The organism is Staphylococcus sp. GDY8P120P (genome assembly GCF_017892065.1).
Taxonomy (GTDB): domain Bacteria; phylum Bacillota; class Bacilli; order Staphylococcales; family Staphylococcaceae; genus Staphylococcus; species Staphylococcus nepalensis.
Genome location: NZ_JAESKI010000002.1, coordinates 284,837 through 298,314, shown reverse-complemented (window position 1 = coordinate 298,314; position 13,478 = coordinate 284,837). Strand labels below are relative to the sequence as shown.

Sequence of the window (13,478 nt, the reverse complement as noted above, 5' to 3'; positions counted from 1 at the left end):
ACTCCTAATCCCAATAACTAGGGTCATGTTTCATTCGTTCAAGCATATCTTGCCCTGTCAAAACCTTATCTTTATTTGAACGCTTATTATTTCGTGCTTTAACATCTTCTAGGTTTTTCACACCATCGTTGTACCAAGCTTTTAATATCGTGTTCACATAATTCCAATTAGTAACGTTATTGTTAACTGCTTCTTTCATAGCTTCGTTAACTATTTCATTGCCATTCTCTTCAAAATCATCTATCCAATAATTAATTTGTTCTGCTACATAAGGTTTGAGCATTCCAAATCCATTTTCTTGATAGAAATCAAATGGCGATGGCTGTGTACTACTACTGTCATTATCAGTATTGTTATTATTAGTTAATTCATTATTGGTAAAGTCATTATTAGTAGGGACGGGTTTTCCTACGTTGGATAATCCTGTGTTGGTTTTCCCTACGTTGGATAAACCTACGTTGGATAATCCGTTCTGGGTAGGTTGTTCATAAACAGAGTATTCATATTCTCTTAAACGCCCTTTGTCATCACGTTTACGTGTTCTAACAATATAACCAGTCGTCTCTAATTCTTTAATTCCATTCTTCAAACTATCTCTACCATCAAGACTGTGCTTTTCCAATTCTTTCTCATATACTTGCCAGTCATCTGGTCTACTAAGTAAATAAAGTAATATACCTTTAGCTTTCCAACTTATATTAGGGTCGTGTATAAAGTTTTTATGAACCGTTACAAAGTTCCCGCTCTCTTTATAAACTCTAAATGTTGCCATCTACTTGCTCTCCTTTCAGCATCTTGTTTAGTTTCTCGTCCACATCCACCCAAGCATTTTCTAAATGATGTAGTTTATTAAAACTATCCATTCCTATATTGTGTTGTTGATTGTGGTGGAATCTACATAATGCTAATACTTTGTTTCCGTAGTGATTTATCTTGTTTCTGTTACGTCCTCTGCCTACTGCTTGATAGTGTGCTAAATCTGCATTTTTAGCGCCACAGACAACGCATATTCTGCTTATAGTAGATTTATATATAAAATAGTTATCGTTGCTCATAAGGTCGCTAGTAGCCTTATTCATAGGTATGTCATGAGTGAATACAAAGTCTAAAATTAACTCTATTAATTCACTGGCTTGTCTTCTGCTACAGTTGCTTAATGAAATAGGTTCGTAACCATGTAGAAACTCTAATTGTTTTTGAAACATGTAACGTAGATAATCCATTGGTTGACCGTAATGATTGAATATATCTCTTACCATTGCGAATACTTTTCTGCGTTGCTTATCTGTTATCTTGTATGGATCATTCACGATTACATCGCACTCTACTTCTAGTCCGTTATCTAACAGTAAGAAGTCTTTGTTTTCTAAAGTTACACCCTTGATGACAGCAGTTATTGTGCCGTCATCTTGCTGGATGTAGTTTTTAATAATTGGCATTTATATCAACTTCTCTACTTTATACTCATTGCCATCTTTTGCATTTAAAATGTTGTAACCCTTTTTTAAACGCCCACTTGTATATCCTGTAGCTCTTTCCAACCATTTATCAGCTCTAGCCATACTTATAAATTCTAGTTGTATACCTGTTTTTATTTGAATCAACTTAACTTTTAGGTTCGTGCGCATTAAATCATTTTCAAAAGCATGATTTTGATTTTCTTTATAAGTGCACCATTCCAAATTATCTACATGATTGTTTTTTGGGTTCCCGTCAATATGATTGACACAATTCTTATCTTTAACAGTAGGTATAAAAGTAAAGGCTACTAATCTATGGACTAGATAACTTTTCGGTGTTTTATCTTTCCAAAGTGTTACTCTTACATCTCTTCCATTTGGAGTTTTATCTTTCAACATTCTTTGTTTCCACTTTCGCAACCCATGTTTAACACTGTGTGTAGTCTTGTCTTTGTGTGTTCTCACTCGTCCATGATCACTTATTTCGTAAATACCTTCATAGCCGACAACATCTTTCCAAATCTCTTTCATGTAATCACCTCTTTAAAACGGTAATGTTGAATCATCCACATCTACACCGTTTGCAAATGGGTTGTCATTGCTTGGCTGTTGCTTATTAGTACTTGACTGTTGCCCTTTTGAAACATTTTGTTGATTGTTGTTCCCTTTAGGTTCTAAAAATTGAACACTGTCCGCTATTACTTCTGTAACGAATACTCGTTTCCCTTCATTATTTTCATAACTACGTGACTGTATACGGCCATCAACGCCTGCTAAGCTGCCTTTGAATAAGTAATTGTTTACATTTTCTGCTTGTTTTTTAAAAACAACTACATTGATAAAGTCTGCTTCACGTTCTCCTTGAGCATTTGTAAACGTTCTGTTAACAGCTAAGGTAAAATTCGCCACATTCACTCCAGATGGTGTTGTTCTGAACTCTGGGTCTTTAGTTAAACGACCAACTAACACTACTCTATTTATCATTTTCATCATCCTTGTCTAATTGTTTTAGTCCTGCGTCTAATTTTGCATGTGCATTTGCAATTTCTTTTTGCGATACTTTGTTGATATTAGAAATACCTAACCAACGCATTGTTTTATCTAATGTGGCATCTCGTCCCTTTTCTTGTGAGATACTGACAAATTGATTTATCTTTTCTTCTAACTCTGTTATGTCATTGTCACTTGCACTCGGCACTTCTTCACCGTTATAGATATATAAACCTAATCCGTGTAGTGCTGCTGCTTTAACGAAGCATCTTTTCATTGCTTTGTTTATATCAAATGGTGTTGCGCTACCTTTGGATAACGCTTTGTTTCTAAAGTCTAATACTGGCAGCCATTCAGTTTCAGTTTGTCCTTTTACAGTTACTGACGTTTGTATAAAGTAACCTTCTGGTGTAGCAAGAAACGGTACAAAATAATCATCTCTGTTTACATCTGGATGTGGGAATTCGTGATATTTTGTTGTATATGTTGGATCAATTCGTTTTAATTCTTGATGTGCATATGACCAAGCTAAGTACGTTAAGCCATTTTTCTTCTCTACATGGTCATTCACATTCTTTGAATTAAGTTGATTGAATAATGTTTGTTCAGTCATTGTATTCCTCCGTATCTACAAAATATGATGCTGGATATACTTTCTTTATCGCTTTATGTCTTGTCATGTCTATTGAAGATTTTTCTGTCCCATCAAACTCACGTGCATCGCCAATATAGTTTGAATATTTAATAGTTGATTTTTTATCAATTGGTTTATTACTTATATATAAGTCGTCAAAGTCTGTCCTTGCTTTAATAACGTAAGTTATAATATCCTTCGCCATTTGACGAAACACCTCTATTCCGTGTATATTTAAGTTATAAATTTCTTAAATAACTTACTTTGACTGTTAGCAATTGCCCTTGCTTTCAGTCTTTTTTGTTAAATTTCGTTCGAGATGTTTTTCGTAAAGTTCTAAAAACTTGTCCTTTAATTCTTTGTAGCATTCTTCTGCAAATTCATAATCTTCTTTATATATTTCAGTGTTTCTGTTAGCTCCTAAAGCGCGTTGTGTCAAAATTCTTAAGTTGTCATGAATCATAAAGCTATTGCTTTTGTTAGAAGAGACATTAACCTGTTTATTAAATTTCCAAATTGAAAGTGTATTATATAAATCTATTGACATATTCGTTGGGGAAATAGGTATAAAAAACTTTTGATTCACTTCTTTTAGTTCATCTGGTTTAATCTCAACATCAGTAAATATTTGTTTTGGCCCTTTACTTTTTACGTTATCTAACCTTTTACTTACAGCTTTTTCTACTAATTCAAGTAATTCTTCTTTTGTAACTGTTATTTGTTCCATTGGTTAAACCTCCTCTTTTTTTATTGTGTCGAAAAACGCGTCCCAGAACATGTAAATGCCGTAACTTGCAAGTACAGAAAGTACCATACCGATAAAAAAGTCATTTGTTATTAGTGCTATTGGTAAAGTTATAAATGGTATTGTAAGAAATGTCATTATTGTTTTCTTCATGCTACCCCTCCTTTCCTTTTAATACTTCTTCTGGTATCTCGTGATACGGGAATTTTTCCTGGAACATTTTAACTGGCACTCTACCTGAAATAGTGAAGTAACCTTGTTTTTCCATTTCTTCGTTCATTCGTTTGATATATTTACATGCAGTAGATGCAGAAACCTCCAATACATTCGCTACATCTTTTGAAGTTAGTACATTTTTAATCATTGCAATGACTCCTTTCTGGTATAATTGATTTATCGCTACTGCGATAGTGGGTGGTGAAAATAACTATGCGTCAAGAAAAGTACCAATTAAAATTTGATGAAATAGACCAAATTTTAAAAGATAACGGTGTTGACAACACGAATCTCGCTTCAGCACTGAGCGAACTGTTCTCCCTATATACCGAAGATGAAAGAGTTAAAAGAAGAGTCATCAGAGATATAGATAGAGTCCAGAATGATTTCAAAGATGAACAAAACCGTTTAACTAACGCACGTTTGAATAGCGATTTGTAATCATCGTTGCGTGTTACTTCTTAATTGGAGTAGCACGCATTTTTTGTTCTAAAATAACAAGAGCTAATTCGTAAATTGGAAGAAAATCTACTAGTTCTGGTTCCTGTTTAACTTTAAATTCGATGCCTTCAATTATCTTGTAAGCCTCTCCGTATGTTTCTGCACTATCAATAGAATCTTTATAAATTTCTAATGCGTGTTTATACAAAATATCTTTATATTCTTGATGACTCTCTATTATTTCTTTGTTTAATTTAAATTCGTTCATTCCGTTTCCTCCTCTAAATCCATTTCTAATTGTCTAATCACATACATTGTCGATTGAGACGGGAACCAGTTAGCTACCATATCCAATACATCATCAAAGTACTTCTGCTTGATTTGCGATCTAGTTTTAGAACCTGTCATTGTATTAACATTATTGTTTATCTCTTTGTATAAAGGTGTGTTAACTTCTTTACTGTAAGGTAATCCGTGTATTTGTCTGATGTATGCCACGCGCTGATGAATTGTTCTAGTGATTAGGTTGTACTCTCCTGTATCAAGCTTCTGTTTGTCTTTTAAATCAATTACATCTGATTTAACACTTTGTATTTCTTCTTTAGTTTGCTCAGTAGCTTCAAACATTAATTTAAGTGCATCCATTGGGTCGGTAGGTACTTGGTAACCTCCAGTTTTTCTTAATGTTGGTAAAACATCTTCGAATACCCATTCTTCAAATTGTTCTGCTTGTGGTAATTTTGATTTAGTGATTAACCTGTATAAATTACCTTCGTCAATGAATTTTTTATCTTGGTATCTTCCTAGTGAGTCGATGACTGAACGAATCGTTACCCCACGTTCTTTCGTATGATCTCTTACTGCTTTGTGAGGATTTGTATATCCTAATACTTCTGCTACTTTAACTGCTGGAAACCATTCCTTGCCTTCAATAGTTAAAATTTCTAAATCTCCAAATTGAGAGTTTTGGAATACTTGTAAATCTTGCATTTGTTTTCCCCCTTTTAACTTTCTCTTAATTTCCGAATAAATTCGGACTCAACTCCAAAAAAAATATGGTCTGCATCTGTTTTATATAGGTCTTGCATTTTAACAATAATATCTCTTCCAATTTTAGAATTATCTTTTTCATATCTAACAAGAGTATCAGTGTTAATACCTAATTCATTAGAGGCTTGACCTTGCGTATAACCAGCATTAACCCTTGCGGCTCGCATAGTAATTTGCATTTGTTTAATCACCTCTTTCTTTAACTATTTACAAGTTTATCCGAATTACCTCGGAATGTCAAACGATATTTTTCGTATTTTTTATAAAAATTCCGAAACAATCCGAAATTTTACTTGCTTTACCGTTTTTCTACCTATATACTGTAGTTAACAAATAATTAAATTAAGAGGTAATGATTATGGACAGAAATCAAGAGTTGAAAGCACAAATTTCAAAGAATATTAAAAACTTAATGAAACAACAAGGGTTAACACAACTGAAATTAGCAGACAAAACTGGTATTTCCAAAAGTACAATCTCTGATTATTTAAATAATAAAACTTTAATAAACCCAGATAATGTCCAAAAAGTAGCAGATGTATTAAATGTAAATAAGTCTGATATAGACCCAACATTTAAAAAAGACAGCAAAAAGGACATTTCAGAAGTTATTGCTGCTCATATAGATGATGATGCTTCAGAAGAAGAGATTGAAGAAATACTTGCTTATATAGAAGCTAGAAGAATGATGAGAAGAAACAAAAAGAAGTAAGGGGTTAATGTTTTATGCAGTTAAGAGAAGAATTATTAGAGGAATACTCTAAAGTTGCATTAGAAATTGATTATAATTTACCTAGAAAAGCTGGCGGGTACTATTTAAGAGACGATATAGACCCCGATGGGTTAATTACTATAACAGGTAAAGCTAATCATTATATACAGAATGGATTTATTGCAGAAGAATTAGGACATCACGAAACATCTTATGGTAATATTCTAAGCGCTTATACTAATTCTACTCAGTCTCATGTTGATAGCCTAAGACAAGAATTGAAAGCTAGACGTTTCGGTTTTAAATTAGCTGTACCTTTAGAAAAATTAATTAAATGTTATAAACAAGGTGTATGGGGCGACGTTTATGATATGTGTTTAACCATGCAAATAGATAGATCGTATTTCTATGCAGCGATAGAAGATTATAAAAAACAATTTGGGACTTATGTAAAATATGAGGGTTATTACATTCAATTTGAACCATTAGATATTGTAGAAATAAAGTAATAACATTTTGTTTATTATATTTTTAATAAAAGAAATACTTTTTGATATAAGCTATAGCTTTATATATATTGTTTTTATATAATAGAAATATTGTGTTTTTTAAAATTTATTAGGAGGGTTTTTATGGGGAATTTGTTATTTATACTATGGGTTGGCTTTTCTTTAGCTTTTATAATCATGTTAATTATCACTATAGTTAAAGCAGTTACTAAACAAAAAGTAAAAACTTCACTGATTAGTACCGGGGTACTTTTTGGTGCTGGATTGCTTTGTTTTATAGGTGGAATTGCTTCGGTTCCAAGTAACGACGATGATTATACAGTAGAGAAAAATAACAGCACTGAAATAAGTGAGGCAGATACTACTGGTGAAGACAGTGACGAAAATAGTAATGAAAAGAAAGAATTAAGTCTAGGAGAAACGCTTAAAGTTGGTGGTGCAGAGGTTACAGTTACTAATGCAGAATTTGTCCAATCTGACAACGAGTATTCAACACCAGAGAAAGGGAATATCTTAAAAGTTTCATACAAGTTTAAGAATAATGGTGAAGAACGTTTCTTAGCTACTGATGACGTATTCAATCTCACAGTAGATAATGAAACTCAGAAAAATTTCTTCGGTATGGACGATACTAATGACGGGTTCAGTGAATTCTTAAACACTAATAACACAGTAAGTGGATACACATACTTTGATGTACCAGATGCAGAAGAATATAAAGCTGAAATGAACTTTGACCCTCATCTAGAAACTTATAAAGCTGATTGGATAATTAAAAAATCTGACATTTCATAACATACAAGGGCATTTTAATCATGCCCTATATATTTTTATCTTTTTTAGGAGGAATGACTAAAATATGCCAATTTATAAAGATGAAATTACTAATAAATACTATTTTTCCACTCGTTATAAAGATGTATACGGTAATAATAAGCGAAAAGTAAAACGCGGATTCAGAACGAAACGAGAAGCTAAAGCAGCAGAAGCTAGCTTTTTAACAGAAATAGAAACGGGTTACAGTGATTCTAATACATTTGATTATATATTTAATCACTATTTAGATAACACTGATTTAAGAGAGAAAACAAGACGAAGAAAAGAAAATGAATACAAGTTGCACATAAAAGAAAGGTTCGGCCATATTAAAATGAACCAAATCAAGCAAAATCAGTGCCAAGAGTTTAGAAGTTATCTAATGAAAAATATGCCTAGCCCTAACTCAGCACGTACTATTTGGTCTGGTTTTAAAGTTGTAATAAATCACGCTAAAAAACATTTTGGTTTGCGAATTGATCCAACTATTTCTATTACGCCGATACCACGTGTTAAACCAAAACCCAAATATATGTTAAGAGAAGAATTCGAAGATAAAATCGATAATATAGATAACCAAGATTATAGAGAGTTGTTAAAATTAATGTTCTACACTGGATTACGCGTAGGAGAAGCAATGGCACTAACATGGAATGATTACAACAAATATAAAAAAGAACTATCTATAAGTAAAACAATGGATGTAACTAATAGGAAAATTTATAATCGCGCTAAAACTGAATCATCTGAAGATATTGTACCTTTGCCAATTTTTATAAATGATATTTTAATTGAAAGATATAGCTTAATGTCTAATAATTACAAATACTTTGATGATAACTATTTTATATTTGGTGGAATGGAACCTAAACACTATAGCCATTTACACAAGAAATATAAACAAGTCTTTCCTAACTATGACATTCACACATTAAGACATTCTTATGCGTCTTATTTAGCTAACAATGGTGTAGATATTTTTGTATTACAATCACTTATGCGTCATTCACAAATAACCGAAACAATGCAAACGTATAGTCACTTATATACACAAAAAAAGCACGACGCAATACGCATATTCGACAACATTTAAAAGTAAATGGTATCAAATTGGTATCAGTCGTGCTTATTGATTGTTCAAAAAGGCTTTATATCAGCGTTTCAAACTAACCAATACTGCCTTCCATTTCGAATTTAATTAGACGGTTCATTTCTACTGCGTATTCCATTGGAAGCTCTTTTGTAAATGGTTCGATGAAGCCCATTACAATCATTTCAGTTGCTTCTTCTTCAGAAATACCGCGACTCATTAAATAGAATAATTGTTCTTCAGAAACTTTAGATACTTTAGCTTCGTGTTCTAATGAAATATTGTCATTAAATACTTCGTTATAAGGAATTGTATCTGAAGTAGATTCATTATCTAAGATTAAAGTATCGCATTCGATATTAGAACGCGCGCCTTTAGCTTTACGGCCAAAGTGAACAATACCACGATAAATAACTTTACCGCCATCTTTAGAAATTGATTTAGATACAATCGTTGATGATGTGTTAGGTGCTTTATGCATCATCTTCGCCCCAGCATCTTGTACTTGTCCTTTACCAGCAAATGCGATAGATAGTGTACTACCTTTAGCGCCTTCACCAATAAGCACACAGTTTGGATATTTCATTGTTAGTTTAGAGCCTAGGTTACCATCAACCCATTCCATATTACCGTTTTCATGAACTAATGTACGTTTTGTAACTAAGTTATATACGTTATTAGCCCAGTTTTGAATTGTAGTGTAACGGACATGCGCATCCTTGTGTACGATAATTTCAACTACAGCTGAGTGTAAAGAACTTGTTGTATATACTGGTGCTGTACAACCTTCAACATAGTTAACTGAAGCACCTTCATCAGCAATGATTAATGTACGTTCAAATTGCCCCATATTTTCAGAGTTGATACGGAAATAAGCTTGTAAAGGCGTATCTAATTTGATATTTTTTGGTATATAAATGAATGAACCACCAGACCAAACAGCTGAATTTAATGCTGCGAATTTGTTATCTGCAGCAGGTACAACTGTTGAGAAATACTGTCTAAATAGCTCTTCATTTTCTTTTAATGCACTGTCAGTATCTTTAAAGACGATACCTTTATCTTCAAGTTCTTTTTCCATGTTGTGATAAACAACTTCTGATTCATATTGAGCTGAAACACCAGCAAGGTATTTTTGTTCAGCTTCAGGGATACCTAATTTATCAAATGTACGTTTGATTTCTTCAGGAACTTCATCCCATGAACGCTCTGTTTGCTCAGAAGGCTTAACATAATAAGTGATATCATCAAAATTCAATTCAGATAAATCTCCACCCCATTGTGGCATTGGCATTTTATAGAATTGTTTTAATGCTTTCAATCTATAGTTAAGCATCCATTCTGGCTCTTCTTTCATATTTGAAATCTCACGGACGATATTTTCTGTTAAACCGCGTTCTGATCTAAAAATGGAAACATCTTCGTCATGGAAACCATATTGATAATTTCCCACATCAGGTGCTTTTTTAGCCATTTAAATCACTCCTTTTATATATTAAAACGACTCACGTTCAAGGCAAACTCGTTTATACTTTAATCATGTTCAATCATAATCTTGTTGTTATATCTAGTGTGAATGGAAATTTACACAATGTCAACGTATCAAGATCGATTAATCTTCTGTGTTGCCTTCTTTTTCAACTGTGCCTTTTTCTAAAGCTTTCCATGCCAAAGTAGCACACTTAATTCTAGCTGGGAATTGAGAAACGCCTTGCAACGCCTCAATATCTCCCATTTCTTCGCTAATTTCATAATCTTCGCCGAGCATCATTTTAGTGAATTCTTGACTCATTTGCATTGCTTCAGCCAAGGAATGCCCTTTAACAGCTTCTGTCATCATTGAAGCACTAGACATTGAAATTGAACAACCTTCACCATCAAATTTCGCATCTTTAATGAAGCCATCTTCTATATCAAACGTAAGATGGATACGATCCCCACAAGTCGGATTGTTCATATCAACTGTCATAGCACCACTATCTAAATTTCCTTTGTTTCTCGGATTTTTATAATGATCCATAATTACTGAACGATACAACTGATTTAAATTATTAAAATTCATATGAGAAAAACTCCTTCGTTTGCTTCAAGGACTCAACTAACTGATCAATATCTTCTTTAGTATTATAAATGTAGAAACTAGCACGTGCAGTTGATGATTGATTTAACCATCTCATCAGTGGTTGCGCACAATGATGGCCTGCTCTAACTGCTACACCTTCAGTATCTACTGCAGTTGCAACATCATGCGCATGAACATCAGTCATGTTGAAAGTAATAACACCTGCGCGTCTATCTTTAGGCGGGCCGTATATTTCAACACCCTCAATTTCAGACATTTTATCGTAAGCATACGCCGTCAATTCATGTTCATGTGCTTGTATCGCATCAAAGCCTAAATTTTGAATATAGCGAATCGCTTCTGCTAAGCCTATTGCTTGAGCAATTAACGGTGTACCTGCCTCAAACTTAGTTGGCAAATCTGCCCATGAAGCATCATATTTTTCAACAAAATCTATCATATCTCCGCCAAATTCTACTGGTTCCATCTCATTCAGCAGTGCGCGTTTGCCATACAATACGCCAATGCCGGTAGGCCCTAACATTTTATGGCCACTAAAACTATAAAAATCAACATCTAGCGATTGCATATCTAAATCTATGTGTGGCGCACCTTGCGCACCATCCACGCTAATGATTGCTCCGTGTTCATGCGCTATTTCAGCGATTGCCTTAATATCGTTAATTGTACCAAGCACATTTGACACATGCGTAATTGCTACTATTTTAGTATTATCATTGATTGTCGCTTTTACATCTTCAATTGCTAGTTCACCATCTTCAGTCAATGGAATGAATTTCAAAGATGCCTGCTTACGTTTAGCTAATTGTTGCCATGGAACAATATTAGCATGGTGTTCCATTTCAGTGACTACAATTTCATCACCTTCATTAATATTTGCATCTCCATAGCTACGTGCGATCATATTAATTGAGGCGGTTGTACCGCGTGTGAAAATGATTTCTTCAAAATATTTAGCATTGATGAAACGTCTCACTGTTTCACGTGCATTTTCATAACCATCTGTTGCTAGTGATCCAAGCGTATGCACACCACGGTGGACATTAGAGTTGTAACGTTTATAGTAATCATCTATAACGTCAATCACTTGAATTGGTGTTTGACTGGTTGCAGTTGTATCTAAATAAGCAAGGCGATTATTATTAACTTCTTGGTTAAGGATAGGGAAGTCTTTTATAATTTCGTTAACATTTAGTGATTCGGTCAAATTATTCACAGACCTTTCTTATTTAAAAATCAATAATGAAACCATAGCAAATACTAAGAAAATAACAGTACGTCTCAAATTAAGTCAGTACATGTAACACGTCATTTGTATTAATGACCGACCATGTTCTCTTAATGTGCGTTTGCTGTGGTTTCGATCCTATTTAACATTCATTATTTATTAACTTTTAATTCAATTACTTCACGCAATTTACGTTGAACATCTTCAATTGGTAATTCTCTTACAACAGGGTCTAAGAAACCATGGATAACTAAACGTTCGGCTTCTTGACGTGAAATACCACGACTCATTAGGTAGTATAGTTGCTCTGGATCCACACGGCCTACTGAGGCAGCATGACCTGCTTCCACATCATCTTCATCGATTAGTAGAATTGGGTTAGCATCTCCGCGGGCTTTTTCAGATAACATAAGCACACGTGATTCTTGGTTAGCCATTGATTTAGTACCACCATGTTTGATGTAACCAATACCGTTAAATACCGTTTGTGCACCTTCCAACATGACACCATGTTTTAAGATATAACCATTTGTTTCTTTGCCGTACTGAACAATTTTAGAAGTTAAGTTAATTTTTTGTGAGCCAGTACCAATAACTACTGATTTTAATTCACTTTCAGAACGGTCACCAATTAAATTAGTTGTATTATCAATAACTTGGCTACCTTCATTCATTAAACCTAACGCCCAATTAATTGTTGCATCTGCTTCAGTAACGCCACGACGGATGATATGGCCAGTAAAGCCTTTATCTAAATAATCCACTGAACCATATGTGATTTTTGAATTAGCGCCAGCAGTAACTTCTGAAACAATATTAAGTTGGTTACCTTCTCCACTAGCAATTGATAAATAGTTTTCTACATAAGTCACTTCAGCACTTTCTTCTGCAGCAATGATAACATGGTTAAATAAACTTGTATTTTCATCATCGTGTAATACTACGTATTGTATTGGATGTTCAACTACTACATTTTTAGGTACATATACAAATACGCCACCATTTAAGAGTGCAGTGTGTAATGCAGTTAATCTATGTTCATCAACTGTCACAGTTTCATTCATAAAATATGCTTTTACTAAATCTGGATGATTTACTAAAGCTTCTGATAGCCCTTCGACAATAACACCGTCATTTTGAGCTGAATCCGAAACTTTTGTAAAAGCTAATGTATTATTATGTTGAATAATTAAATTCTCAGTGTTTTCAACATCAATAATCTCTCTAACTTCATGTGGTAATTCCTCTAATGATTCATAAATATTACCTGTTGTTTCATGTTTTTTAAACGAATCGAAATCCCATCTAGTAATTTTTGTTTTATCTGGTTTTGGCATTTCTAAAGTTTCAGTTAATTTCAACGCTTCTTTACGTAATTCAGTTAGCCAAGAAGGTTCGTTATGGGCTTGTGAATATTCAACAAGTTGCGCTTCAGAAATGTTTAAAGTTTCAGTCGTCATACTTTTTTCCTCCCATTTGATGATTGTATGATTTAATTCATTGG

At 33.5% G+C, this 13,478-nt stretch carries 21 protein-coding genes; 5 read left to right on the top strand and 16 right to left on the bottom strand.

Annotation, left to right across the window (positions count from 1 at the left end; genetic code table 11):
• Positions 1-4: 4 nt before the first annotated feature.
• The 9 genes from KA900_RS01870 to KA900_RS01830 all read right to left on the bottom strand — a co-directional run bounded on the left by KA900_RS01870 (position 5) and on the right by KA900_RS01830 (position 4,193).
• Positions 5-772, bottom strand: coding sequence for a DnaD domain protein (locus KA900_RS01870; RefSeq protein ID WP_096810586.1), 768 nt, complete (start codon positions 770-772; stop codon positions 5-7).
• Positions 759-1,439 (bottom strand): putative HNHc nuclease, encoded by a 681-nt coding sequence (locus KA900_RS01865; RefSeq protein ID WP_210139224.1) that lies wholly within the window; start codon positions 1,437-1,439, stop codon positions 759-761. The genes KA900_RS01870 and KA900_RS01865 overlap by 14 nt, the downstream gene beginning before the upstream one ends.
• Positions 1,440-1,991, bottom strand: coding sequence for an NUMOD4 domain-containing protein (locus tag KA900_RS01860; RefSeq protein WP_210139223.1), 552 nt, complete (start codon positions 1,989-1,991; stop codon positions 1,440-1,442).
• A 12-nt stretch (positions 1,992-2,003) separates the two neighbouring features.
• Positions 2,004-2,444, bottom strand: a complete 441-nt coding sequence (gene ssb / locus KA900_RS01855; RefSeq protein WP_210139222.1) for a single-stranded DNA-binding protein — start codon at positions 2,442-2,444, stop codon at positions 2,004-2,006.
• Positions 2,434-3,063: a Sak single strand annealing protein gene (locus KA900_RS01850; RefSeq protein WP_103372543.1), complete on the bottom strand. Its 630-nt coding sequence runs from the start codon at positions 3,061-3,063 to the stop codon at positions 2,434-2,436. The genes ssb and KA900_RS01850 overlap by 11 nt, the downstream gene beginning before the upstream one ends.
• The gene (locus KA900_RS01845) at positions 3,056-3,289 is read right to left on the bottom strand and encodes a DUF2483 family protein (RefSeq protein ID WP_210139221.1); all 234 of its coding nucleotides are present in this window, start codon (positions 3,287-3,289) and stop codon (positions 3,056-3,058) included. The genes KA900_RS01850 and KA900_RS01845 overlap by 8 nt, the downstream gene beginning before the upstream one ends.
• A 66-nt stretch (positions 3,290-3,355) precedes the next feature.
• Entirely contained in the window at positions 3,356-3,811 is a 456-nt protein-coding gene (locus KA900_RS01840) for a hypothetical protein (protein ID WP_210139220.1), read from the bottom strand.
• A gap of 3 nt (positions 3,812-3,814) precedes the next feature.
• Complete coding sequence (locus KA900_RS01835; RefSeq protein ID WP_210139219.1) at positions 3,815-3,982, bottom strand: hypothetical protein; 168 nt, start codon at positions 3,980-3,982, stop codon at positions 3,815-3,817.
• Between the two features lies 1 nt (position 3,983).
• Positions 3,984-4,193, bottom strand: coding sequence for a hypothetical protein (locus KA900_RS01830; protein WP_108909486.1), 210 nt, complete (start codon positions 4,191-4,193; stop codon positions 3,984-3,986).
• 65 nt (positions 4,194-4,258) lie between these two features.
• Here KA900_RS01830 and KA900_RS01825 point away from each other — a divergent pair, with 65 nt between their 5' ends.
• Positions 4,259-4,486: a hypothetical protein gene (locus tag KA900_RS01825; protein WP_210139218.1), complete on the top strand. Its 228-nt coding sequence runs from the start codon at positions 4,259-4,261 to the stop codon at positions 4,484-4,486.
• A gap of 13 nt (positions 4,487-4,499) precedes the next feature.
• On the opposite strand, the gene KA900_RS01820 is transcribed toward KA900_RS01825, so the two are convergent.
• From KA900_RS01820 to KA900_RS01810, 3 genes are read right to left on the bottom strand one after another with little or no spacing between them, the layout of a single operon-like run.
• Positions 4,500-4,754, bottom strand: coding sequence for a hypothetical protein (locus KA900_RS01820; protein ID WP_210139217.1), 255 nt, complete (start codon positions 4,752-4,754; stop codon positions 4,500-4,502).
• On the bottom strand, positions 4,751-5,476 hold the full coding sequence (locus tag KA900_RS01815; RefSeq protein WP_210139216.1) for a BRO family protein: 726 nt from the start codon (positions 5,474-5,476) through the stop codon (positions 4,751-4,753). The genes KA900_RS01820 and KA900_RS01815 overlap by 4 nt, the downstream gene beginning before the upstream one ends.
• Before the next feature lie 14 nt (positions 5,477-5,490).
• Positions 5,491-5,715, bottom strand: a complete 225-nt coding sequence (locus KA900_RS01810; RefSeq protein ID WP_245339142.1) for a helix-turn-helix domain-containing protein — start codon at positions 5,713-5,715, stop codon at positions 5,491-5,493.
• A gap of 179 nt (positions 5,716-5,894) precedes the next feature.
• Between KA900_RS01810 and KA900_RS01805 the strand changes: the two genes are divergently transcribed.
• From KA900_RS01805 to KA900_RS01790, 4 genes are all read left to right on the top strand, one after another.
• Complete coding sequence (locus KA900_RS01805) at positions 5,895-6,248, top strand: helix-turn-helix domain-containing protein (RefSeq protein WP_210139215.1); 354 nt, start codon at positions 5,895-5,897, stop codon at positions 6,246-6,248.
• A 14-nt stretch (positions 6,249-6,262) separates the two neighbouring features.
• Complete coding sequence (locus tag KA900_RS01800) at positions 6,263-6,757, top strand: hypothetical protein (RefSeq protein ID WP_210139214.1); 495 nt, start codon at positions 6,263-6,265, stop codon at positions 6,755-6,757.
• A 123-nt stretch (positions 6,758-6,880) separates the two neighbouring features.
• Positions 6,881-7,552, top strand: a complete 672-nt coding sequence (locus tag KA900_RS01795; RefSeq protein WP_210139213.1) for a DUF4352 domain-containing protein — start codon at positions 6,881-6,883, stop codon at positions 7,550-7,552.
• 64 nt (positions 7,553-7,616) lie between these two features.
• Entirely contained in the window at positions 7,617-8,666 is a 1,050-nt protein-coding gene (locus tag KA900_RS01790; RefSeq protein WP_210139212.1) for a site-specific integrase, read from the top strand.
• Positions 8,667-8,739: 73 nt separating this feature from the next.
• Here KA900_RS01790 and sufB read toward each other — a convergent pair whose 3' ends face one another.
• The 4 genes from sufB to sufD form a co-directional block, all read right to left on the bottom strand.
• A complete protein-coding gene (gene sufB / locus KA900_RS01785) occupies positions 8,740-10,137 on the bottom strand; it encodes a Fe-S cluster assembly protein SufB (RefSeq protein ID WP_096810600.1) in 1,398 nt (465 codons plus the stop codon).
• 138 nt (positions 10,138-10,275) lie between these two features.
• Positions 10,276-10,725: a Fe-S cluster assembly sulfur transfer protein SufU gene (gene sufU / locus KA900_RS01780; RefSeq protein ID WP_096810601.1), complete on the bottom strand. Its 450-nt coding sequence runs from the start codon at positions 10,723-10,725 to the stop codon at positions 10,276-10,278.
• Positions 10,715-11,953 (bottom strand): cysteine desulfurase, encoded by a 1,239-nt coding sequence (locus tag KA900_RS01775; RefSeq protein WP_242692894.1) that lies wholly within the window; start codon positions 11,951-11,953, stop codon positions 10,715-10,717. The genes sufU and KA900_RS01775 overlap by 11 nt, the downstream gene beginning before the upstream one ends.
• 173 nt (positions 11,954-12,126) lie before the next feature.
• Positions 12,127-13,434, bottom strand: a complete 1,308-nt coding sequence (gene sufD, locus KA900_RS01770) for a Fe-S cluster assembly protein SufD (RefSeq protein WP_115342335.1) — start codon at positions 13,432-13,434, stop codon at positions 12,127-12,129.
• Positions 13,435-13,478: the final 44 nt, after the last annotated feature.